This is a genomic window from Pseudomonas pichavaramensis (assembly GCF_050473265.1).
Lineage (GTDB): Bacteria > Pseudomonadota > Gammaproteobacteria > Pseudomonadales > Pseudomonadaceae > Aquipseudomonas.
This window is the reverse complement of sequence record NZ_JBJKFJ010000005.1, coordinates 145,651-166,138: the sequence shown is the minus strand read 5'-3', so window position 1 is coordinate 166,138 and position 20,488 is coordinate 145,651. Positions and strand designations below refer to the sequence as shown.

At 64.8% G+C, this 20,488-nt stretch carries 22 protein-coding genes; 4 read left to right on the top strand and 18 right to left on the bottom strand.

Annotated elements, in window-relative coordinates; translation table 11 throughout:
* The first annotated feature begins 228 nt into the window (after nucleotides 1-228).
* A complete protein-coding gene (locus ACJRW5_RS10300; RefSeq protein ID WP_484570420.1) occupies nucleotides 229-1,092 on the top strand; it encodes a LysR family transcriptional regulator in 864 nt (287 codons plus the stop codon).
* A 380-nt stretch (nucleotides 1,093-1,472) separates the two neighbouring features.
* On the opposite strand, the gene ACJRW5_RS10295 is transcribed toward ACJRW5_RS10300, so the two are convergent.
* The 5 genes from ACJRW5_RS10295 to ACJRW5_RS10275 form a co-directional block, all read right to left on the bottom strand.
* A complete protein-coding gene (locus ACJRW5_RS10295) occupies nucleotides 1,473-3,254 on the bottom strand; it encodes an ABC transporter ATP-binding protein (RefSeq protein ID WP_484570419.1) in 1,782 nt (593 codons plus the stop codon).
* Nucleotides 3,247-3,879, bottom strand: coding sequence for a DsbA family protein (locus ACJRW5_RS10290; RefSeq protein WP_484570418.1), 633 nt, complete (start codon nucleotides 3,877-3,879; stop codon nucleotides 3,247-3,249). The genes ACJRW5_RS10295 and ACJRW5_RS10290 overlap by 8 nt, the downstream gene beginning before the upstream one ends.
* A 3-nt stretch (nucleotides 3,880-3,882) precedes the next feature.
* Nucleotides 3,883-4,821: an oxygen-dependent tRNA uridine(34) hydroxylase TrhO gene (trhO, locus tag ACJRW5_RS10285; RefSeq protein ID WP_484570417.1), complete on the bottom strand. Its 939-nt coding sequence runs from the start codon at nucleotides 4,819-4,821 to the stop codon at nucleotides 3,883-3,885.
* Nucleotides 4,822-5,056: 235 nt separating this feature from the next.
* Complete coding sequence (locus ACJRW5_RS10280; RefSeq protein ID WP_484570416.1) at nucleotides 5,057-5,350, bottom strand: BolA family protein; 294 nt, start codon at nucleotides 5,348-5,350, stop codon at nucleotides 5,057-5,059.
* An 11-nt stretch (nucleotides 5,351-5,361) separates the two neighbouring features.
* Nucleotides 5,362-5,859 carry a DUF2059 domain-containing protein gene (locus tag ACJRW5_RS10275; RefSeq protein WP_484570415.1) on the bottom strand — a complete coding sequence of 166 codons (498 nt, stop codon included), beginning with the start codon at nucleotides 5,857-5,859 and terminating at the stop codon, nucleotides 5,362-5,364.
* A 276-nt stretch (nucleotides 5,860-6,135) separates the two neighbouring features.
* On the opposite strand from ACJRW5_RS10275, the gene ACJRW5_RS10270 reads away from it, so the two are divergent.
* From ACJRW5_RS10270 to ACJRW5_RS10260, 3 genes are all read left to right on the top strand, one after another.
* Nucleotides 6,136-7,146 (top strand): DUF2804 domain-containing protein, encoded by a 1,011-nt coding sequence (locus tag ACJRW5_RS10270; RefSeq protein WP_484570414.1) that lies wholly within the window; start codon nucleotides 6,136-6,138, stop codon nucleotides 7,144-7,146.
* 85 nt (nucleotides 7,147-7,231) lie between these two features.
* Entirely contained in the window at nucleotides 7,232-8,626 is a 1,395-nt protein-coding gene (locus tag ACJRW5_RS10265; RefSeq protein ID WP_484570413.1) for a class II fumarate hydratase, read from the top strand.
* Entirely contained in the window at nucleotides 8,619-9,236 is a 618-nt protein-coding gene (locus ACJRW5_RS10260; RefSeq protein WP_484570412.1) for an NAD(P)H-dependent oxidoreductase, read from the top strand. The genes ACJRW5_RS10265 and ACJRW5_RS10260 overlap by 8 nt, the downstream gene beginning before the upstream one ends.
* A gap of 115 nt (nucleotides 9,237-9,351) precedes the next feature.
* Here ACJRW5_RS10260 and phnP read toward each other — a convergent pair whose 3' ends face one another.
* The 13 genes from phnP to phnC form a co-directional block, all read right to left on the bottom strand.
* Nucleotides 9,352-10,131, bottom strand: a complete 780-nt coding sequence (gene phnP, locus ACJRW5_RS10255) for a phosphonate metabolism protein PhnP (RefSeq protein WP_484570411.1) — start codon at nucleotides 10,129-10,131, stop codon at nucleotides 9,352-9,354.
* Entirely contained in the window at nucleotides 10,122-10,718 is a 597-nt protein-coding gene (gene phnN / locus ACJRW5_RS10250) for a phosphonate metabolism protein/1,5-bisphosphokinase (PRPP-forming) PhnN (protein WP_484570410.1), read from the bottom strand. The genes phnP and phnN overlap by 10 nt, the downstream gene beginning before the upstream one ends.
* The gene (locus ACJRW5_RS10245; protein ID WP_484570409.1) at nucleotides 10,718-11,863 is read right to left on the bottom strand and encodes an alpha-D-ribose 1-methylphosphonate 5-triphosphate diphosphatase; all 1,146 of its coding nucleotides are present in this window, start codon (nucleotides 11,861-11,863) and stop codon (nucleotides 10,718-10,720) included. The genes phnN and ACJRW5_RS10245 overlap by 1 nt, the downstream gene beginning before the upstream one ends.
* Nucleotides 11,853-12,569 carry a phosphonate C-P lyase system protein PhnL gene (phnL, locus tag ACJRW5_RS10240; RefSeq protein ID WP_484570408.1) on the bottom strand — a complete coding sequence of 239 codons (717 nt, stop codon included), beginning with the start codon at nucleotides 12,567-12,569 and terminating at the stop codon, nucleotides 11,853-11,855. Before phnL ends, ACJRW5_RS10245 begins: the two co-directional genes overlap by 11 nt.
* Before the next feature lie 239 nt (nucleotides 12,570-12,808).
* The gene (gene phnK / locus ACJRW5_RS10235) at nucleotides 12,809-13,618 is read right to left on the bottom strand and encodes a phosphonate C-P lyase system protein PhnK (RefSeq protein WP_484570407.1); all 810 of its coding nucleotides are present in this window, start codon (nucleotides 13,616-13,618) and stop codon (nucleotides 12,809-12,811) included.
* A complete protein-coding gene (locus ACJRW5_RS10230; RefSeq protein ID WP_484570406.1) occupies nucleotides 13,615-14,484 on the bottom strand; it encodes an alpha-D-ribose 1-methylphosphonate 5-phosphate C-P-lyase PhnJ in 870 nt (289 codons plus the stop codon). The genes phnK and ACJRW5_RS10230 overlap by 4 nt, the downstream gene beginning before the upstream one ends.
* Nucleotides 14,484-15,560: a carbon-phosphorus lyase complex subunit gene (locus ACJRW5_RS10225; protein ID WP_484570405.1), complete on the bottom strand. Its 1,077-nt coding sequence runs from the start codon at nucleotides 15,558-15,560 to the stop codon at nucleotides 14,484-14,486. The genes ACJRW5_RS10230 and ACJRW5_RS10225 overlap by 1 nt, the downstream gene beginning before the upstream one ends.
* The gene (gene phnH / locus ACJRW5_RS10220; protein ID WP_484570404.1) at nucleotides 15,560-16,171 is read right to left on the bottom strand and encodes a phosphonate C-P lyase system protein PhnH; all 612 of its coding nucleotides are present in this window, start codon (nucleotides 16,169-16,171) and stop codon (nucleotides 15,560-15,562) included. Before phnH ends, ACJRW5_RS10225 begins: the two co-directional genes overlap by 1 nt.
* Nucleotides 16,171-16,620 (bottom strand): phosphonate C-P lyase system protein PhnG, encoded by a 450-nt coding sequence (phnG, locus tag ACJRW5_RS10215; RefSeq protein ID WP_484570403.1) that lies wholly within the window; start codon nucleotides 16,618-16,620, stop codon nucleotides 16,171-16,173. Before phnG ends, phnH begins: the two co-directional genes overlap by 1 nt.
* Nucleotides 16,621-16,631: 11 nt before the next feature.
* On the bottom strand, nucleotides 16,632-17,354 hold the full coding sequence (phnF, locus tag ACJRW5_RS10210; RefSeq protein WP_484570402.1) for a phosphonate metabolism transcriptional regulator PhnF: 723 nt from the start codon (nucleotides 17,352-17,354) through the stop codon (nucleotides 16,632-16,634).
* A gap of 20 nt (nucleotides 17,355-17,374) precedes the next feature.
* Nucleotides 17,375-18,166 carry a phosphonate ABC transporter, permease protein PhnE gene (gene phnE, locus ACJRW5_RS10205; RefSeq protein WP_484570401.1) on the bottom strand — a complete coding sequence of 264 codons (792 nt, stop codon included), beginning with the start codon at nucleotides 18,164-18,166 and terminating at the stop codon, nucleotides 17,375-17,377.
* Nucleotides 18,167-18,248: 82 nt separating this feature from the next.
* Nucleotides 18,249-19,250, bottom strand: coding sequence for a phosphonate ABC transporter substrate-binding protein (gene phnD, locus ACJRW5_RS10200; RefSeq protein WP_484570400.1), 1,002 nt, complete (start codon nucleotides 19,248-19,250; stop codon nucleotides 18,249-18,251).
* Between the two features lie 54 nt (nucleotides 19,251-19,304).
* Nucleotides 19,305-20,129 (bottom strand): phosphonate ABC transporter ATP-binding protein, encoded by an 825-nt coding sequence (phnC, locus tag ACJRW5_RS10195; RefSeq protein ID WP_484570399.1) that lies wholly within the window; start codon nucleotides 20,127-20,129, stop codon nucleotides 19,305-19,307.
* Between the last annotated feature and the right edge of the window lie 359 nt (nucleotides 20,130-20,488).

The following is a 20,488-nucleotide window of genomic DNA, read 5'->3' as shown; positions in this document are numbered from 1 at the left end:
CCCCTCTTGCCTGCAGGCCGCTGAAAAACTACCTGCGTTGCCATTGCTACGTTAAAAACAGGCTAAAAATGCTCATTTACAGCTGCAAACTCCGCTTTTTCGCCTGTCTTTGCCTTGCACTGGCTGCCTCGGCTACATTTTTCAACGACCTGTTCGCGGTTTACCTGCCACTATAAGAGGGCGCTTACGCAATAATAATTGGCAAACTGACAAGCAGGAATTGCAGCGATGCAATATCAGATCGACCACGCCGACCTTTCCCTGGTACTCGCCCTGGTACGTGGCCGCTCCCTGGCCCGTGCCGCCGAACTGCTGCAGGTGGATGTCTCCACCGTGTTCCGCGCCGTACGGCGTCTGGAGGCGGCGCTGGGCGTGGCGCTGTTCGAGAAAAGCCGGCGCGGCTACGAGCCCAGCGAGACCGCGCGGGCCCTGGCTGAGCAGGCCGAGCACGCCGAACAGGCACTGGACGCCGCACGCGTGGCCCTGGAACTGGGCAAGCAGGTGGTCAGCGGCACGGTGCGCCTGACCTGCACCGATGCGGTGCTGAGCAGTCTGTTGTTGCCTGCGCTGGCGCGTTTCATGCCCAGCTACCCGGCGCTGTCGCTGGAGCTGGTGACCTCCAACGACTTCGCCAACCTGAGCAGGCGCGATGCCGACCTGGCACTCCGATTGACCAACCAGCCACCGGAGCACCTGGTTGGCCGGCGGCTGGCGAAGGTGTCCTACGTGGTCTGTGCCCGTGACGACGGGCAGGACCGCAGCGACCTGGCGCGGCAGAGCTGGATTGCCCCGGACGAGTCGATGCCGGACCACGCCACCGTGCTCTGGCGCCTGCGCGAAATGCCGGGGGTCATGCCCAGCTACCGCTGCAGCAGCATGTACGCCGTGTCTCAGCTGACCCGTGCCGGGCTCGGCGTCGCTGCCCTGCCCGACTTCGTCCTGCGCAGCCAGCCCGACCTGCGAGCGCTCAGCGAACCCCTGGCCGGCTGCGACACCGAACTCTGGCTGCTGACCCGCCCCGACTGCCGCGCCTTGCGCTCGGTGCAGACGCTGTTCGAGGAACTGGGCAAGGCCTTGATGAGCAGCAACTAAGGCAAGGCGTCGCCGCTAAAGCGCCTCCCACGGTCACACACCGTAGCTCTGTAGTCGGATGCAATCTGCGGGGGATTGGGTGCGCAAAAGAGCATCGCGGCTGAAGCCGCTCCTACGATGCGACTGAACAAAACAGAGCAGCCGGACACCTCATGTGGGAGGGGCTTTAGCCGCGACAGGTCAGGGCCCGCGGGTATCCGCCTGCACAGCGCCCAGGATTGCATCCGAGCCAGGTGATCAGCGCCGCGTTGTAGCCCGGATGAAATCCGGGACCTCAATGGCAGCGGCCAGTCAACATCGCCCACCTACAGGAGCGGCTGGGCGGCATTTCGCTTCAGCCGCGAAATCCCGACTGCAGCACTGCGCACAGCCCTACCAGCTCACCCCTGCTGCAGGTGTCCGTACAGCTTGGCGTACAGCCCGCCCTCGGCGATCAGCTGCTGGTGGTCGCCATCCTCGGCGATGCTGCCGCCATCGAACACCAGCACGCGGTCGGCCTGCTTCACCGCGCTCAGGCGGTGGGCAATGATCAGCGTGGTGCGGCCGTCGAGGAACTGCGCCAGGGCTTCGTGCAAGGCATATTCGGTCGCAGCATCCAGCGCCGACGTGGCTTCGTCGAGAATCACCACCTTGGGTTCGGCCAGCACCATGCGGGCGATCGCCAGGCGTTGGCGCTGGCCACCGGACAGACGCACACCGCTGCGCCCGACCACGCTGTCGAGGCCCTGCGGCAGCAGCGCGATGGTGTCGTACAGCTGGGCGATACGCAGCGCCTGCCAGCAGGCTTCATCGCTGCGTTCGCGGCCCATGGTCAGGTTGGCGCGCACCGTATCGTTGAACAACGCCGGATGCTGCAGCACCACAGCGACGTTGTCGCGCACACAATCCAGGCCGACTTCCTCCAGGCTGCTGCCGCCAAAGCGAATGCTGCCGGCCTGCGGCGTGTACAGACCGAGCAGCAGTTGCACCAGGGTGCTCTTGCCACCGCCCGACGCGCCGACGATGGCCACTTTCTCGCCGGGGCCGATGGACAGATCGAGACGGTCCAATACCGGTTCGTCGCCATAGGCAAAAGTCAGCCCCTGCACCTCGATGCCAACGGTGTCGCGCCCCTTGAACGGATCGACCTTGCCGGCATATTGCGGTTCGTCCTCACGTGCCAGCAGCTCGTTGATGCGGGTCAGCGCAGCGCCGGCGGCATAAAAGGCGTACTGCAGGCTGAGCAGTTGCTCCACCGGGCCGATCATGAACCAAAGGTAGCTGAACACGGCGAGCATCTGGCCGATGGACAGGTCGGAGAACAGCACGGTGAGCATCGCCGCCGCGCGGAACACGTCGATGCCGAACTGGAACAGCAGGCCACTGGCGCGGTTGGAGGCATCGCTCTTCCACTGCGACGCCACGGCATAGTCGCGTACCTCACGGGCGCGGCCACCGAGGCGACCGAGAAAGAAACCCTGGCGGTTGCCAGCGCGCACTTCCTGAATCGCCTCCAGCGTTTCGGTCAAGGCCTGGGTGAAGCGTGAAGTGCTGTCGTTCTCCAGCTTCTTCAGGTGCTTGACGCGCTTGCCCAGCAAGACCGTGGCATAGATCACCAACGGGTTGAACAGCAGGATCAACAGCGCCAGCTGCCAGTGCATCCAGATGAGGATGGCCGAGGTGCCGACCAGGGTCAGCATCGCCACCAGAAAGCGGCTCAAGGTCTCGCCGACGAACTTGTCCAGGGTATCCAGGTCGGTGACCAGGTGAGTGGTCACCGTGCCGCTGCCAAGGCTCTCGTATTCGCCAAGGGAAATGCATTTGAGGCGCTCGATCAGACGCATACGGATGCGATAGACGATGTCCTTCGACAGCCTGGCGAACAGGCGCGCCTGCAACACGTTGAAGATCAGCGCAGAGCTGCGCAGCAACAGGGTCAGCAGCAGCATCAGGCCGATGTAGCCGGCTGCCGTTTCCCAACCAGCAGGCAGGAAGCGATCCATCACCTTCAGCGCGGCGTCGCCATCGTGCAGCAGCACTTCATCGACCAACAGCGGCAACAAAAGCGGAATCGGTACGCTGCACAGGGTCGCCAGCACGGCGACCAGGTTGGCGAGAATCAGGGCTTTCTTGTGACTCAGGGCCAGGCGCCGAATCTGCGCCCAGCTCAACCGATCAGGCATGAGCGGCGCGCTCCAGCCAGCGGCCCAGTAGTGGGGAAAGTGCTTCCAGCGGCTGATAGCCGTTGGTTAGCAACGCCAGTTGGCCGTCACGCTCGGCCAGCAACGTGGGAAAGCCGGCGATGCCGAGATCCTGCACCCAGGTAAAGTCGGCGGCAGTGGCATCGTGCATCGCCTGGCTGTCGAAGGCTTCGGCGAACTCGATGCGCGGGATGCCCGCCTGCTCCGCCAGTTGCACCAGCACGCCGGCCTGGGTGACATCGGCGCCTTCGGTGTAGAAGGCCTGCTGGATCAACTTGAGCAGTGTCCAGGCGCTGTCCGCATCCAGGCTACGCGCGGTCACCAGGGCGCGACAGGCCGGCTCGGTGTCGTACACCATGCCTTCCGGCAGGCCACGCTCGAAGTCGAACAACTGGCCGGTACTGGCATTGACTGCCTGCCAGTAACCCAGATAACGCACCCGCGCCACGGCATCCACCGCAACTTGGTCGCGCCGCAGCCCCCCCACTACCACCTGCAGCGAAACGCCTGCTGCAGCCGCCTGCTCGGCAAGCGCCTCGACCACGGGCGCAAAGCCCCAACACCAGGAGCACATCGGGTCCATCACGTAGAGCAGGCGGCTGGTCATGCGTCAGGCCTCGTTCAGTTGGCGGGGGTCGCGTCCAATCGGGTGCGGCTGGTTGCGCGCGCGCGCCAGCTCGATCTGCTTCTGCCGCTCGCGGGCGCTTTCACGGGTTTTCTCCGGCAGCGAGTCCCAGCAATGCGGGCAACTGACGCCGGGGCTGTAGAACTCGGACTGGCGGTCTTCCACGGAGATCGGCGTGCGGCAGGCATGGCACTGATCGTAGTCGCCTTCCGACAGGTCGTGGCGTACGGTCACACGGTTGTCGAAGACGAAGCAGTCGCCCTGCCACTTGGTCTGTTCCTGCGGTACGTCCTCAAGGTATTTGAGGATGCCGCCCTTGAGGTGGTAGACCTCCTCGAACCCCTCACCAAGCATGTAACTGGAGGCCTTCTCACAGCGGATACCGCCCGTGCAAAACATCGCCACCTTCTTGTGCTTGCTCGGGTCGAAGTGCTGGCGGATATACTCGGGGAACTCGCGGAACGTCTTGGTCTTGGGGTCGATAGCCCCTTCGAAGGTACCGATCGACACTTCGTAATCGTTGCGCGTATCGATCAGCAGCACCTCGGGGTCGCTGATCAGGGCATTCCAGTCCTGCGGCTCGACGTAGGTGCCGACACGCCGGTTGGGATCGACACCCGGCACACCGAGGGTGACGATTTCCTTCTTCAGCTTGACCTTGGTGCGATAGAACGGCTGTTCATCGCAGTAGGATTCCTTGTGATCGATATTGGCCAGGCGGACGTCCTGGCGGAACCAGGCGAGCAACGCGTCGATGGCCGCACGGCTGCCGGAAACGGTGCCATTGATGCCCTCTTCAGCGAGCAGCAAGGTGCCCTTGATGTCATTGTCGATCAGAGTTTGCAGCAGGGGTTCGCGCAGCGCTTGGTAATCCGCCAGGGAGACGAACTTATACAGCGCCGCCACGACGATCTTGTCAGTCATGAACGAATCTCTCAGTAGTCGCCCACGTAAAGGGCGGACCGGGTGACATGAAAAACGCCGGCATGGGCCGGCGCGGGGGCGATTGTAGCAAAGCGGTCAATCAGCGGGGCAAGTTGGCGACAGGGCGCGACCGCCTGTCGCTCAGCCCGAATGCAATCCGGCGATGACCTGTTTTGAGTGCAGCGCTACTGGGGAAATCTGCGGCAATGCTGCCGCGGATTTCATCCAGGCTAGGTCAATGACCGCCGCGGCAGGTTGGCGAGGCCGGCGCCGTGCCCTGCGCGGCCCACTCCTCCGGGGTGTAGGTGTGCAGCGCCAAGGCGTGGATCTGGCCCATCAGCTCGCCCACCGTGGCATAGACCTTCTGATGTCGCTTGACCGCATTCAGCCCGGCGAATGCAGGGCTGACGATCACCGCCTTGTAGTGCGTCTCCAGGCCACGGCTGTGCATGCGGCTTTCGTCCAGCACGTCCAGGTATTCGGGCTGCAGCCCGGCCAGGGCGGTGACGATCAGGTCTTGCTTGGACATCTTGGGCTCCATCAGGGCTGTTTTGGCAGGCCGAGCTCGTTGCTCATATCGGCCAGCAGCTTGTTGACCTCAGGCACAGCGCTTTCCAGCTTGCTTTGGGTGATCTGCGCCGACTGCGCCGTCAGGGTCGGCATCTTCTGCAACACTTTCTGCCCCAGCGGCGACTCATAGAATGCGATCAGCTCCTTGAGCTCCTTTTCGTCAAAGTTGCTGGTGTAGAGCTTGACCATGTCCGGCTTCAGCTTGTCCCAACCAACGGCCTTGTCCAAAGCGGCATTGGCCTTGGCCTGGTAGCTCTCGAGTACGGCCTGCTTGCCTTCGGGCGCCTGGGCGAAACGCTGGGCGAACATCTGCTGCACCTGGCCATAGACCGGAACGGTCAGCTTGTCGGCATGCGCCAGCTTGAGGAAGCGCTCGGCATCGGCAGCGTGGCTGGCGGCGTCGGCCATGGCCAGAGATGCGCTCGCGCTGAGCAGAACGGCTGTGCAGAGTTTGGAGAAACGGAGCATGGAGAGCGTCCAGAGGTTGTGAATGAGTCTGGGTAGACTACGGTGGCGGCATTTTGTGCCCTGGACCGAATTGACTCAAGCGCTCCGAGTTGTGCACTGACTCACAGTCGCTCTGCCGACCCTCTCACCCACTGGTCAGTTGCCAAAGTGCCAGTACTTGCTCATGCTTGGCCAGGCTCGGCATTCTTCATGCCTTAAGCCATTATTTATCAAGGCGTGCGCACCCTACGACCCGGCAATTGATCGCCAGCCCGCGCACAAACATGGATGTGCTCGATGAACAGCCTCGCCTCACATGCGCCCTTTCCGCTCCAACCTCTATGCGACAGCAAAGGCAGGCTGCTGGACAAGGCCATCGGCTGGTCCAACCGCCCTCTGGTGGACTGCACCCTGCGCGGCCATGCCTGCCGGCGCAAGCGCTGGAATCACTGGTGCATCACCACGCCTCAATGGATGCTCTCGCTGACCCTGGCCGACCTCGACTACCTGGGCTACGGCGCCGCCTATTTTCTCGACCTGGAAAGCGGACAGGCCGTCGCCCATACGCAGATTCGCCCCTTCGCCCTGGGTTGCCAGCTGCCTGATCAGCCATTGGAAAGCCATTCCTTCAGTCACTCCCGGCTGCAGCTGCGGATCGATGAACATTCCGGCCGCGTGCGCCTGACCGCCGCGGCACCCGACATCGGTGGCCAGCCCATGCAGGTGGCGCTGGATATCCAGCGCCCGGCTCATCTGGAGTCGGTCAATCTGGTCGCGCCCATGACCAAGGGCGGCTTCCATGCCACCAGCAGACAATTGGGACTACCGGTGGCGGGAAGCCTGCAACTGGGCCGCAAGCACTACAGTTGCCTACCCGGACAAAGCTTCGCGGCGCTGGATTTCGGCCGTGGCGTGTGGCCGCTGAACAGCTACTGGCAACGCGCCGCTTTCGCCGCAAGCGGTGGTATCGCCGGCAACTTTGGCGCAGGCTGGCTGGAGCACAGCGGCCTGTCGGAGAACGCCCTGTGGTTTGGCGGTGAGGTGCACCTGCTGGACAGCCCCATGCACATCGAACGCAGCTCGCATGCGCCGCTGACGCCGTGGCGTCTGGGTAGCGAAGACGACCGCGTATCTCTGCGCTTCATCCCCCGTCAATTGCACAAGGCCTGTCCAAAGTTCGGCCCTTTTTATGCAAACACCGTCCAGCACTTCGGCCATTACACGGGCGTACTCCGGGGGCCCAAGGGCGAGCGGGTGCCGGTGGATGGCGCGCTCGGCTGGCTGGGCGAAACCCACGCGCGCTGGTAATCGAGGCGATAGACAAGTTGCGGAACCAGTCTCCAGCGGCGCGACCTAAACTGCCAGCACCCTCGCATTTGCCCTGGAGAACGCCATGAGCCGCACCGAAACCGACAGCATCGGCCCCATCGAAGTCCCTACCGACGCCTACTGGGGCGCGCAGACCCAGCGCTCGCTGATCAACTTCGCCATTGGTCAGGAGCGTATGCCACTGGCCGTACTGCATGCCCTGGCACTGATCAAGAAGGCCGCCGCAAGGGTCAACAGCCGCAGCGGCGAACTACCCGCGGACATTGCCCGGCTGATCGAGCAGGCCGCCGATGAGGTGCTTCAAGGTCAGCACGACGCGCAGTTTCCCCTGGTGGTCTGGCAGACCGGCAGCGGCACCCAGAGCAACATGAACGTCAATGAAGTGATCGCCGGCCGTGCCAACGAACTGGCGGGTGGTCAGCGTGGCGGCAAGACCCCGGTGCACCCTAACGACCACGTCAATCGCGCCCAGAGTTCCAACGATTGCTTCCCCACTGCCATGCATATTGCCGCCGCACAGGATGTTCGCCACTGCCTGCTGCCGGCGCTGGCCGAGCTGCGTGACGGTCTGCAGGACCAGGCGCAGCGTCATGCCAACCTGGTCAAAACAGGGCGTACCCACATGATGGACGCCACGCCGATCACCTTCGGCCAGGAACTGTCCGCCTTCGTCGCCCAGCTCGGCCACGCCGAGGCCGCCATCCGTGCAGCGCTGCCAGCTGTCTGCGAACTGGCCCAGGGCGGTACCGCAGTGGGTACGGGGCTGAACGCTCCGAGCGGTTTCGCCGAAGCCATCGCCGCCGAACTGGCGGCACTCTCCGGCTTGCCACTGACCAGCGCACCGAACAAGTTCGCCGCCCTGGCCGGCCATGAGCCGCTGGTGCAACTCTCCGGGGCACTGAAAACCCTGGCCGTCGCGCTGATGAAGCTGGCCAATGACCTGCGCCTTCTGGGCTCGGGCCCGCGTGCTGGCTTTGCCGAGGTGCGCCTGCCGGCCAACGAGCCCGGCAGTTCGATCATGCCTGGCAAGGTCAACCCGACCCAATGCGAAGCGCTGTCGATGCTCGCCTGTCAGGTGTTGGGCAACGACTCGACCATCGGCTTCGCCGCGAGCCAGGGCCATCTGCAGCTCAATGTGTTCAAGCCGGTGATCATCCACAACCTGCTGCAGTCGATTCGCCTGCTGGCCGACGGGTGTCGCAACTTCCAGCAGCACTGCGTAGCCGAGCTGCAACCGGACGCGGCGCAAATGGCTGCGCATCTGGAGAACGGCCTGATGCTGGTCACCGCGCTCAACCCGCATATCGGCTACGACAAGGCCGCCGAAATTGCCAAGAAGGCCTACACCGAAGGCAGCACGTTGCGTCAGGCCGCATTGCAACTCGGGTATCTGAACGAAGAACAGTTCGACCAGTGGGTCAGACCGCAGGACATGCTGGGGGCCGGACGGCATGAGTGAGGGCAAGACCGGCGCGACTCGCCTGGAGGGTGACGGCAAACGCATCCTGCTGATTCTCGGCTCACCGAAGCAGGACAGCCTCTGCCATGCACTGGCCGAGGCTTACAGCCACGGAGCACGTAGCAAGGGCCATGTGGTGCGCCAGATCAAGCTGGGCGAAATTCAGTTCGACCCGATCCTGCGCGACGGTTATGACCAAAGCCAGAACCTTGAACCAGACCTGCTCGAAGCCCAGCGCCTGATCCACTGGGCCGAGCACCTGGTGTTCGTCTATCCCGTCTGGTGGGGTGGCGTGCCGGCCTTGCTCAAAGGCTTTTTCGACCGGGTGTTCCTGCCCGGCTTCGCCTTCAAGTACCGCAACCGCTCGCAACTCTGGGACAAGCTACTCAGCGGCCGCAGTGCCGACCTGCTGGTGACCATGGACACCCCGCGCTGGTACTTCCGCTGGGTCTACGGCGCCCCGGCACACCGGCAGATGGTGCGCACCATCCTCGGTTTCTGCGGTATCAGGACCCGCCGCCTGAGCGAATTCGCCCCGGTACGACCATCCACCGAGGAACAGCGCCAGAGCTGGCTGCGCAAGGCCGAGACGCTGGGCGCCCGGGCGTAGGGGGGATGGCGCTTCATCCATCCACCGTGTTGATGCACCGGCAAACGCTCGAACCGGCATCACCCTGACCCGTAGCCCGGATGCAATCCGGGGTGATTTTCACGCCTGTCCAGACTTACAGCAGCAGGCCGTCGCTGGCCAAGCTGACGCCGGCTGGCAGAGCATCGGGATGGTCCAGCAGCCAGGCATCGAAGCTGTGGCCGATATGGGTCAGCACTGCCTGTGTCGGTTGCAGGCGAGCGATGACCTCCAGGGCACGGGTCAGGTCGTTGTGATTGCGTGGTGCGACGGATTGCGGTGCGGTGGAACAATCGAGCACCAGCAGATCCAGCGGCGCGCGCTGCAGTTCGGCACAACTCGCTTCCGGCACGCCGACCGTGTCGGTGAGATAGGCGATGCGTCTGTGCTGCCCTTCGAACTCCTGCCCTTCGAACCCCAGCCCTTCAAATAAATAGCCGAAGGTCGGCTTCGAATGCGTCAGCGGCAGCGCGGTGACGCTCAACTCACCCAATTGGCGACGCTCGAAGGCCACGAACGGCTGACTGAAATCGAGGATGCCGGGGTGCTTGTACAGATCGGCCAGGCCGTCGGGATCATCCGGCCCATGCACCGGAATCACCAGCCCCTGGCCCCAGCGCAGGTGCAGCAGCCCCTGGGCGTGATCGGCGTGGTAATGCGTCTGCAGGATGCCGTTGAAGCTGTGCGGCGCAAAACGCTCGGTCAGATCGGCGAGGCCGCTGTCGATCAGCCAGCGCTGCGAGCCACATTCGATCAGCGCCGAGCAGGGTCGGCGACGACGTGACGGGTAGACCTGTGCCGCGTCGCAGGCCGCGCAGCTGCAGTTATAAACCGGCACCTGGCGGGCATCACCGGTGCCGAGCAGGGTCAGGCGCATTGACGCGCCTCATCGAGCAGTTGCAGCAGGCGCTTGACGGTTTGTGGCAGGGGGCCGGAGTTGTCCAAGATTGCAAAGGACTCCGTGGGAGGCGCTTCAGCGGCGACAGTCGCGGCTAAAGCCCCTCCCACAAGGGTAAAGCTGCGGCTGCGCGCCAGACGCTGCTCGATCTGCTCCGGCGTCTCCCGGCCACGGGCCAGCAAACGTTGACGCAGCACGGCCTCATCGACCTGCAAGAGGACCGCCAGCAGCTGCGGGTAGCGCTGCCGCGCCGTCTCCAGATGGCCACGTGAGCCATTGATCAGCACGTCGTGGCCGGCGCTCAGCCAGTCGTCGATTTCCACCGGGATGCCGTAGGCCAGGCCGTTAGCGCGCCAACTCAGAGCGAAGGCGCCCTCACCCTCCAGGCGCTCGAACTCGGCCGGGGTCACGCCCACGGCGTCCTCGCCCACCGCTTCGGCGCTACGGGTGATCACCCGCCGGGCAAAAAGACAGCCGTGCGCCTCCAGCGGTGCGCGCGCGGCTTGCAACAGGCTGTCCTTGCCCGAGCCCGAAGGCCCCATCAGATAGATCAACCTGCCCCGCATCAGAACACCCTTCGTGCTTGGCGCCATACCTGCTGGATTACTGGCTGCTGACCCTGTACGCGAGCCTGCAGCAGATCAGCGCGCAACCCTACGCCAATCTCGCCACGGTCGTCCATGCCTGCAGCCCTGGCCGGTGCGCGACTCACCGTGGCGATGGCCGCAGGCAGATCATAGTCGTTGTCCTGCCCGGCGAGCAGCCAGGCGGCATGCAGCAGGCTGGCTGGATAGTAGTCACTGGAAAGGATATCCAGCACACCGTGACGCGCCAGTTCGGCGGCGGCGATATTGCCGGAGTGCGAGCCACCGCGGACCACATTCGGCGCGCCCATCAGCACCTTCAGGCCCCGCTGGTGGCTGGCCTCGGCTGCCTCCAGGGTGGTCGGGAACTCGGCGATGGCCATGCCGAAGTCGGCCGACTCCTGCACATGGGCCAGGGTGGCGTCGTCATGGCTGGCCACCGAGATGCCCCGGCCATGGCAGTCCTCGACGATGGCGCGGCGCTGACGGTCGCTGTACTGGCGCGAATTGGCGATCTGTTCCTGAAGAAACGCCTCCATCTCCGCCGGGCTCAGGTGGTACTTGCCCATGTAGTACTCGCGGTACTTCTCCACCTTGGCGAACTGGCGCTGGCCCGGCGAGTGATCCATCACCGACACCAGCGACACCAGCGGGTGCTCGACCAGATCGCGATAGAGAGTCAGCGCATCGGGGTGGCACAGCTCGCAGCGCAGGTGCAGGCGGTGCTCGGCACGGGTCTGCCCGGCCGCCTCGGCGGCGGCGATGGCCTCGATCATCGCCGGCAACTGCTGCATGCGCCGGCCGCGCGGGTTGATGTCGCCAATGGACAGCGCATCGAACACCGTGGTGATGCCGGCGGCGACGATCTGCGCATCATGGGTCAGCACTGCCGAGGTCGAAGGCCAGTCCACCCCGGGACGCGGACTCATGTGTTTTTCCAGGTTGTCGGTGTGCAGTTCCACCAGCCCCGGCAACAGGTAATCGCCGCCCAGATCCTGCGCCTGTGGCAACTGGCTGACGCCCTCATCGACGGCAGCGATCAGCCCGTCCTTCAGCTGCACGCTGCCGAGGAACTCGCGCTCGGCAGTGACGATGCGGGCATTGCTGAGAATCTGTTCAGACGACATACACATACTCCGGTTGCGCCGCGGCGGCGCTCATGTCCAGGTAACGATCGGCCACCGCCTCGCGGGCAGCGCGATCGTGGAAGATGCCGATCAGCGCGCTGCCGGCGGCCTTGGCCTCGGCGATCAGCTCCAGCACCACCTGGCGGTTGGTCTCGTCCAGCGAGGCGGTGGGTTCGTCGAGCAACAGCACCGGCCACTCGACCATGAAGCCGCGGGCGATATTGACGCGCTGCTGCTCGCCACCGGAGAAGGTGCCCGGCGCCAGTTGCCAGAGCGCCTCGGGGATGTTCAACCGGGTCAGCAGCGCCTTGGCCCGCGCCTCGGCATCGCTGCGCGCCCAACCACGGGCCAGCGCCGGTTCCATCACCACGTCCAGAGTCGCGACCCGCGGGATGACCCGCAGGAACTGGCTGACGTAACCCAGGCTCTGCCGACGCACCGCCAGCACCTGGCGCGGCAGCGCGCCGACCAGCTCCAGCGGCGCGCCCGCATGGAGGATGCGAATGCTGCCGCCAGCGGCCAGGTAGTTACCGTACAGGGTGCGCAGCAGAGTCGACTTGCCGGCGCCGGACTGGCCGTGCAGCACCAGGCACTCGCCGCCGCGTACGCTGAAATTCAGATCACGCAGCACCTGCAGGACGACGCCGTTCTGCTGGTGCAGGGTGAAGGTCTTGCTGAGGCCGGTGACCTCGATCAGGTTGTTCATACACACCTCGAATACGGTAGGCACGATCTGCCCCCTCTCCCATTCATGGGAGAGGGATGGGGAGAGGGTGATACAGACGACTCGGTGCAACGGATCGCCCCTCTCCCCCGGCCCCTCTCCCGCAAGCGGGAGAGGGGAGAAAAACGCTCAATGTCGTAGCCCGGATGCAATCCGGGGGATGCCTGGCACGGCTTTCCCGGATTGCATCCGGGTTGCGAGCTGGCGATTGCGGGACGTCATCAAGGCTGCAACACCGACGACACCAGCAGCTGCGAATAGGGATGCTGCGGATCGTCGAGAATCTGGTCGGTCAGCCCCGCCTCGACCACGTGCGAGCGGCGCATCACCATCAGCCTGTCAGCCAGCAGCCGCGCCACCGCCAGGTCGTGGGTGACGATCACCACCGCCAGGTCCAGCTCGCGCACCAGGCCGCGTAGCAGGTCGAGCAGGCGCGCCTGTACCGACACGTCCAGGCCACCGGTCGGCTCGTCCATGAACACCAGGCGTGGGCTGGAAACCAGGTTGCGGGCGATCTGCAAGCGCTGCTGCATGCCGCCGGAGAAGGTGCGTGGCAGGTCGTCGATGCGCGCCGGGTCGATCTCCACCTGGCTCAGCCAGTCGAGCCCGGCGGCGCGCAGCTCGCCGTAATGGCGCACGCCCTGGGCCATCAACCGTTCGCCGATATTGGCGCCGGCCGACACCGCCATGCGCAGACCGTCACGCGGGTTCTGCTCGACGAAGCCCCACTCGGTGCGCAACAGCGTGCGCCGCTCGGCTTCGCTGGCGCTGTACAGGTCGAGCCACTGACCGTCGCGACCGCGATAGCGCACCGCGCCGCGATCCGGCAGGCAGCGCCCGGACAGCAGACTGAGCAAGGTGGACTTGCCCGAGCCGGACTCACCGACGATGCCCAGTACTTCGCCAGGATAGAGGTCGAAGCTCACGCCCTGGCAGCCCTTCTCCGGGCCGTACAAGCGGGTCAAATCACGCGCAGAAAACAACGGCTCGGCCGTTTCCAGGGCAGGTTGCAGACGTTCGGCGGCGCTCATTGCAGGCTCTCCTCGGTACGCTGGCGGCAGTAGTCGGTGTCGGAGCAGACGTAGCGCTTGCTGCCGGCGTCGTCGACGATCAGCTCGTCGAGGAACGACTCGCTGCTGCCACAGAAGGCGCAGCACTCGTCCCACTGCTGCACGGCGAAGGGGTGATCCTCGAAGTCCAGACTGACGACACGGGTATAGGGCGGCACCGCGTACAGGCGCTTTTCACGGCCAGCACCGAACAGCATCAGCGCCGGGCTCATGTCCAGCTTGGGATTGTCGAATTTGGGAATCGGCGACGGGTCCATCACGTAGCGCTCGTCCACCGTCACCGGGTAGGCGTAGGCCGTGGCGATGTGGCCGAAGGTGGCGATGTCCTCGTACAGCTTCACGTGCATCACGCCGTAGTCCTCAAGCGCATGCATGGTGCGCGTCTCGCTCTCGGACGGTTCGATGAAGCGCAGCGGCTCGGGAATCGGCACCTGATAGACCATGATCTGTCCGGCCGCGAGCGGTGTTTCCGGAATGCGGTGACGGGTCTGGATAACGCTGGCCTCAACCGTGCGCTCAGTGGTGGCAACGCCTGCGGTACGGGCGAAGAAGCGGCGGATCGACACCGCGTTGGTGGTGTCGTCAGCGCCCTGGTCGATCACCTTGAGCACGTCGTCACGACCGAGGATGGCGGCGGTCAGCTGCATGCCACCGGTGCCCCAGCCATAGGGCAGCGGCATCTCGCGGCCGCCGAACGGCACCTGATAACCGGGAATGGCCACGGCCTTGAGCAGGCCGCGGCGGATCATGCGCTTGGTCTGTTCGTCCAGGTAGGCGAAGTTGTACGCGGACGCCTCGCGGGCGCCGCTGGTGGTCGAAGCGTTCATCAGCGGTTCTCCTCTGCCGGCGCCTGACGACGCAGCTTGCGGATCAATTCCAGTTCGGCCTGGAAGTCGACGTAGTGCGGCAACTTCAGGTGCGAGACGAAGCCGGCGGCCTCGACGTTGTCGCAGTGCATCAGCACGAATTCCTCTTCCTGCGCCGGGCCCTGCACCTCTTCGCCGTACTCGCCGGCGCGCAGTGCGCGGTCGACCAGGGCCATGCCCATGGCCTTGCGCTCGGCGTAGCCGAAGGCCAGGCCATAGCCACGGGTGAACTGCGCCTGCTCGGCGCTCTCCCCGACGAACTGGTTGACCATCTCGCACTCGGTCACTTCGATGTCGCCCAGCGGCACGGCAAAGCCCAGCTCGCCCGGCGTCATCCACACCTCGATGTCACCGATGCGGATCTCCCCGGCGAAGGGGTGGTTGCGCCCGTAGCCACGCTGGGTGGAATAGCCCAGCGCCAGGAGAAAGCCCTCGTCGCCCCGCGCCAGCGCCTGCAGGCGTTCGGCGCGGCTGGTGGGGAACGCCAGCGGCTCACGGGTGATATCCGGCACCGGCGCGGCATCATCCTGTTCGCGTGCCATCAGCCCCTCTTCGGCGAGAAAATCCAGCACCCGCGGACAGGGTTTGGGCTCCTCGCCGGAGCTGGCTTGCGGCGCCGGATACTCGCCCTCGGCCAGCAGCGCGAAGTCCAGCAGACGATGGGTGTAATCGAAGGTCGGGCCGAGCAGCTGGCCGCCCGGCAGGTCCTTGAAGGTTGCAGAGATGCGGCGCTCCAGCTGCATCTGCGTGGTGTTCAGCGGCGCGCTGGCACCGAAGCGCGGCAAGGTGGTGCGATAGGCACGCAGCAGGAAGATGGCTTCCATCAGGTCACCTGCGGCCTGTTTGATGGCCAGCGCAGCCAGCTCTTCGTCGTACAGCGAGCCTTCGCTCATCACCCGGGCGACGGCCAGTGGCAGTTGCTGGCGAATCTGCTCCACCTCCAGTTCGGCAATGCTGCTATCGCCGCGACGGCGACTGGCCAGGAGCTGGTGAGCGTTGTCGATGGCGCGTTCGCCACCTTTGACGGCGACATACATCAGGCGGCCTCCTCGGTTTCGATCAGCACATGGGTGCTGCGCGGCAGGCCGATGACCTCGGCGCCTGCAGCGAAGAAGCAGTCCAACCCGCGTGGGAATGCGCTGCGGGCCTGACGCTGCGGCCAGAAGCCGGCCGGCAGTTGCAGGCTGACGCTGCGCACGTCCTTGATGCCCGGCCCGCGCCAGCGCAGGGGCGCACCGGCGTGCAGATCATCGAGCTGGATCAGCAGCGTGCAGGACTGGTCAGGGTAACGTTCGCTGCCATTGTCGAAGTCGGACAGGTCGACCAGCTCGCTCTCGTCGAGCAGGGCGAACAGGGCGATTTCGCGGTCGGCGACGATCGGGCAGCCGCAGTGAAAGGCCAGATTGGCGCGAATCAGCGGTGTATCGAAGCGCGGCGCCAGCCACAGCGGCGTGTCACTGTCGAGAAAGGCCAGGCACAGGCCATAGGTGGCCGGTGCCAGATCACCAAGAGGGTGAGCGCGATCCATGGCGCGCGGCACTCCTGGCTCGGCCAGGGCATTGAGCGCGGCGCGGAAACTGACCTGGGCATCCAGCACCGGGTCATCGAAAGCCGGTTGCAGCCAGTGCGAGCTGTGCGGCGTGTTCATCAATCCTCTCCTCTGACCAGGGTGAAGAACTCCACCTGGGTGGTGGCGGTGCGGGCGGCCCGGGCCAGGCGCTGTTCGCGCTGCTGGCAGGCCAGGGGTTCGATCAGATCTTCCAGCCAGCGCGCCTGGTCGCAGCCCTGCAGATGGGCATCGGCCAGGGCCGCCAGCTCGGCGCGGCGCTTGTCGCGGCCGGCCAGGTAGCTGTAGCCGGTACGGCCATCGGCCAGGCGCACCACGCAGCGGGTGACGGTCATCTCGCCCAGGTTGAAGGCGCTGCCGGTGCCGCCCATACGGCCGCGCACCAGGGTCATGCCCACCTCGGGCGCACGGATCAGTTGGTAGGCGCTATCTTTGAGCGCCGCTTCATGGGCGTCGAGAGCCTGGCCGGCGCGGGCCAGCACCCCCATCCAGCGCTGGCGCGCAGCGGTGTTCGATTCAAAGTCGTTCATGCGGGTCTCCATCAGGTCGCTACCTGGTACTGGAAGCGGTCGGCGCGGCTGCTGGACTGCGCCAGTTCCACCGCTCGACCAGAAGGATCGCGGGACAGGGTGAGTACGCTGAGCAGCGGTGCATGGCGCGGCATCAGCAGATGCGCGGCCTCCTCGCGGCTGGGCAGACGCGCGCCGATCAGGCTGAAGGTGCGCACCAACGGCAGGTCGCGTTCGGCCAGGTACTGGCGCAGCGAGCCACCCTGGTAGTCCGCCAGCAGCGGCGCCAGGCTGGTGCAGAAGCGGTGGCGAATCAGGCTCAGCGGCTGGCCGTCGAGCAGGCGCAGGGTGGCCAGTTCGATCAGCTCGCTGCCATCGGGCAACTGCAGATGACGGCACTCCTCGCTGCTGCCGGTACGGCACAGGCGCTCCATCAGGCGTGCCTCGACCCGGTGCCCGAGGGCCGACAGCGACTGACTGAAGGCGCTGCCCGCCTCCACTGGATAGACCAGCGGCCTGGCCAGCACCTGGGTGCCCTTGCCCTGACGGCGCAGCAGGCGGCCTTCGAGAACCAGCTCGTCCACCGCCCGGCGCAGGGTATGGCGGTTGACGGAAAAGCGCGCGGCCAGTTGCATCTCGCCCGGCAGGTAGTCGCCTGGGTTCATGCGCTGCACGTCTTCGCGCAGCACGGCGGCCAGCTCGCGGTACAGCGGTTCGCTTTGTCTAGACAAGTTCATCGTTTGAAAAGGGCGCACACAGGCGCCCTCGCTCTCCTTCAGATAACAAGCTTGCGCAGGCGCTGGGACAGGATGTCGATGGCGCTCACCACCAGGATGATCACGATCAGCACGGCGCAGGTCTGACCGAACTGAAAGCCGCGAATGGCCTCCCAGAGGATCACGCCGATGCCGCCGGCACCGACCATGCCGACCACCGTGGCCGAGCGCACGTTGGACTCGAAGCGGTACAGCGAGTAGGAGATCCACAGCGGTAGGACTTGCGGAATGACCCCGAAAATCACCTCCTGCAAGGCGCTGGCACCGGTAGCGCGCACACCTTCCACCGGGCCCGGGTCGATGGCCTCGACCGCCTCGGCGAACAGTTTGGCCAGCACCCCGGTGGTACTGATGAACAGCGCCAGCACGCCAGCGAAGGGGCCGAGACCGACGGCGACGACGAAGAGCATGGCGAAGACCATCTCGTTGATCGAACGGCAGGCGTCCATCACCCGGCGTACCGGCTGATAAACCCACCAGGGCACGATGTTCTCGGAGCTGAGGATGCCCAGCGGAATGGCGCAGACGATGGCCAGCACAGTGCCCCACAGGGCGATCTGCACGGTAACGACCATTTCCTTGATGTAGTGCCGCCAGTTACTGAAGTCCGGCGGGAAGAAATCGGCGGCGAAGGTGGACATGTTTCCAGCATCGCGCACCAGCGCCAGCGGGTTCATTTCCGCGCCCTGCCAGGACCAGGCAAGCACGGCGAAGAACAGCCCCCAGCCGATCAGCTGCAGCCAGCTGCGCTTGCCCTCGGCGATCGGGGTGGCGGTGGTCAATGTCGTCATGGGTAACTCTCAATCCAGTGGGAGGCGCTTCAGCGGCGAGCTTTTCAAGAGCCGCCCCACGCTCGTGGGACGGCTCTCGGGGTCAGCCGGCGCTGGCGCCGCTCTTCTTCTCGAGTTCGGCCATGCGTTGCTGCAGCTTGGCCAGCTCGGCATCCAGCTCCTTGAGCTGAGCCTGCTTGTCGGCGTCCTTGAGCGTGGTGCTGTTGGCCACTTCGGTGCGCTTCTTGAACAGCTCGAGCTGACGGATCGGCAGCAGTTGGTCGTTATCCGAAGCCCTGAACTGGCCCCACTGCAGACCGGCGAGCACTTTCTTCTCCTCCGGCTTGGCACCGTAGGTCATGAAGAAATTGCGCAGCTTGTCGCGGGTTTCCTGGGGCAGATTCTTGCGCCAGACGATGGGGTCGGACGGGATCAGCGGCGACTTCCAGATGACCTTCAGCTGTGCGGCCTTGTCCGGTGCGGTGACTTCCAGGCGCTCCATCCCTTCGCTGTTGAAGGTGCCGACATCGACCTGCTTGTTGGCGACCGACAGGGCATTGACCTCATGGCTGCCGTTGAGCGAGCGCTTGAAGATCTTGCCGGCGTCGGCGTTGTTCTGGGCGAACACGTAGTAGCCCGGCACCAGGTAGCCGGAGGTGGAATTCGGATCACCGTTGGCGAAGCTCAGGGTGGCAGCGTTCTTGAGCATGTCCTCGACCGAGTTGATCGGGCTGTCCTTGTGCGCTACCAGCAGGCTGTAGTAGCCCTGAGCGCCGTTGGCCGCGACGGTCTGGGCGAAGATTTCAGCGCCGGCGCGGTCCACCGCTTCCATGGCCGACTTGTTGCCGTACCAGGCCACGTCGACCTTGTCGAAGCGCATGCCTTGAATGATGCCCGCGTAGTCCGGGGCGAAGAAGGCGTTGATCTTCACGCCGGTCTGCTTGCTCATGTCAGCCAGGAAGGGATCCCACATGGTCTTCAGGTTCTGCGAAGACTCGGTGGAGATGATGCCGAAGTTGAGTTCCTCGGCAGCCTGGGCCGAGCCCAGCAGAGAACCGGTTACGAGCGCAGAGGCAGCCAGCACCTGGCCGATGCGTTTGAACATGGAGCACACTCCTGTTGCGGGTTGGCGTTGTTGTTTCGGATGGAGGCAGCGGCGTCAGGCCTTGGCCAGTGCCAGGGGACGTTCCAGCGCACGCGGGCGCTGGCCTTGCGGCAGCAGCAGACTGATGTCGAGGTCGCCGCCGTAGAGGTCGTTGAGGAAATCGGGATTGAAACCTTCGGTCGAGCCATCGAAATGAATGCGCCCGCCCTTCAGGGCCACCGCGCGCTGGCAATAGCGCACGGCGTAGTCGACCTGATGCAGGGTCACCACCACGGTCTTGCCGTCGCGGCGATTGATGTCGGCGAGAATCTCCATCACCTTGCGTGCCGACTCGGGGTCGAGCGAGGCGATGGGTTCGTCGGCGAGAATCACCTCGGCCTGCTGGCACAGCGCTCGGGCAATGGCCACACGCTGCTGCTGGCCGCCGGAGAGGGTCGAGGCACGCTGCGCGGCGAACTCGGCCAGACCAACACGCTCCAGCGCGTCCATGGCCCGCTGTTTCTCCTCGGCGCTGAACAGGCTGAGACTGCCACGCCAGCGCGGCATACGCCCCAGGCCACCGAGCAGCACGTTCTGCAGCACGCTGAGGCGGCCAACCAGATTGAACTGCTGGAAGATGTAGCCGATGTCGGCACGCAGACGGCGTACGTCACCATTCAGGCGACCTTCGGCCTGCACCTGACGGCCGAGCACTTCGACGCTGCCTGCATCGCCACGAGCCAGGCCCGCCAGATGCCGCAGCAGGGTCGACTTGCCCGACCCGGACGCTCCAATCAGCGCGACCATCTCCCCTGGCTGCACGGACAGCGCCAGGTCGAACAGGGCCTGCTTGCGCCCGAAGGTCTTGTTGAGGCGGTCGACTCGAATGGCTGCGCTCATATGCTGGCTCTCTACTATCATTGTCGATATGAGAAGACAGCATCCAGGCCGCCCTCTGGTGTAGACCAAGGTAGGCAGAACCTGTGTCAACCCGGTGAACCGCGGATGACGTTTGAGTGACTGAAACTTTAAATTTTAAATGCCGAGCACAGCACGAACATGACTTCTGCTGAATACTGCGCAATTCTGACAGTCGGTGCTGGCATAAAGCCTCCACCTGAATCACAATGTGACACGTATTTGGCGTCAAGGAACTGTTCAGATGACCGCAAGGTCATAACGACGCAGAACGCGGTACCGGTTGAACGGCTAGTGCGAAACACTGTCAAACCGGTGACAATCTCGACACTGACTACCAG

Coding starts and splice junctions, on each gene's coding strand:
- ACJRW5_RS10300 (WP_484570420.1), top strand. CDS start 229: ATGCAATATCAGATCGACCACGCCGACCTTTCCCTGGTACTCGCCCTG.
- ACJRW5_RS10295 (WP_484570419.1), bottom strand. CDS start 3,254: ATGCCTGATCGGTTGAGCTGGGCGCAGATTCGGCGCCTGGCCCTGAGT.
- ACJRW5_RS10290 (WP_484570418.1), bottom strand. CDS start 3,879: ATGACCAGCCGCCTGCTCTACGTGATGGACCCGATGTGCTCCTGGTGT.
- trhO (WP_484570417.1), bottom strand. CDS start 4,821: ATGACTGACAAGATCGTCGTGGCGGCGCTGTATAAGTTCGTCTCCCTG.
- ACJRW5_RS10280 (WP_484570416.1), bottom strand. CDS start 5,350: ATGTCCAAGCAAGACCTGATCGTCACCGCCCTGGCCGGGCTGCAGCCC.
- ACJRW5_RS10275 (WP_484570415.1), bottom strand. CDS start 5,859: ATGCTCCGTTTCTCCAAACTCTGCACAGCCGTTCTGCTCAGCGCGAGC.
- ACJRW5_RS10270 (WP_484570414.1), top strand. CDS start 6,136: ATGAACAGCCTCGCCTCACATGCGCCCTTTCCGCTCCAACCTCTATGC.
- ACJRW5_RS10265 (WP_484570413.1), top strand. CDS start 7,232: ATGAGCCGCACCGAAACCGACAGCATCGGCCCCATCGAAGTCCCTACC.
- ACJRW5_RS10260 (WP_484570412.1), top strand. CDS start 8,619: ATGAGTGAGGGCAAGACCGGCGCGACTCGCCTGGAGGGTGACGGCAAA.
- phnP (WP_484570411.1), bottom strand. CDS start 10,131: ATGCGCCTGACCCTGCTCGGCACCGGTGATGCCCGCCAGGTGCCGGTT.
- phnN (WP_484570410.1), bottom strand. CDS start 10,718: ATGCGGGGCAGGTTGATCTATCTGATGGGGCCTTCGGGCTCGGGCAAG.
- ACJRW5_RS10245 (WP_484570409.1), bottom strand. CDS start 11,863: ATGTCGTCTGAACAGATTCTCAGCAATGCCCGCATCGTCACTGCCGAG.
- phnL (WP_484570408.1), bottom strand. CDS start 12,569: ATGAACAACCTGATCGAGGTCACCGGCCTCAGCAAGACCTTCACCCTG.
- phnK (WP_484570407.1), bottom strand. CDS start 13,618: ATGAGCGCCGCCGAACGTCTGCAACCTGCCCTGGAAACGGCCGAGCCG.
- ACJRW5_RS10230 (WP_484570406.1), bottom strand. CDS start 14,484: ATGAACGCTTCGACCACCAGCGGCGCCCGCGAGGCGTCCGCGTACAAC.
- ACJRW5_RS10225 (WP_484570405.1), bottom strand. CDS start 15,560: ATGTATGTCGCCGTCAAAGGTGGCGAACGCGCCATCGACAACGCTCAC.
- phnH (WP_484570404.1), bottom strand. CDS start 16,171: ATGAACACGCCGCACAGCTCGCACTGGCTGCAACCGGCTTTCGATGAC.
- phnG (WP_484570403.1), bottom strand. CDS start 16,620: ATGAACGACTTTGAATCGAACACCGCTGCGCGCCAGCGCTGGATGGGG.
- phnE (WP_484570401.1), bottom strand. CDS start 18,166: ATGACGACATTGACCACCGCCACCCCGATCGCCGAGGGCAAGCGCAGC.
- phnD (WP_484570400.1), bottom strand. CDS start 19,250: ATGTTCAAACGCATCGGCCAGGTGCTGGCTGCCTCTGCGCTCGTAACC.
- phnC (WP_484570399.1), bottom strand. CDS start 20,129: ATGAGCGCAGCCATTCGAGTCGACCGCCTCAACAAGACCTTCGGGCGC.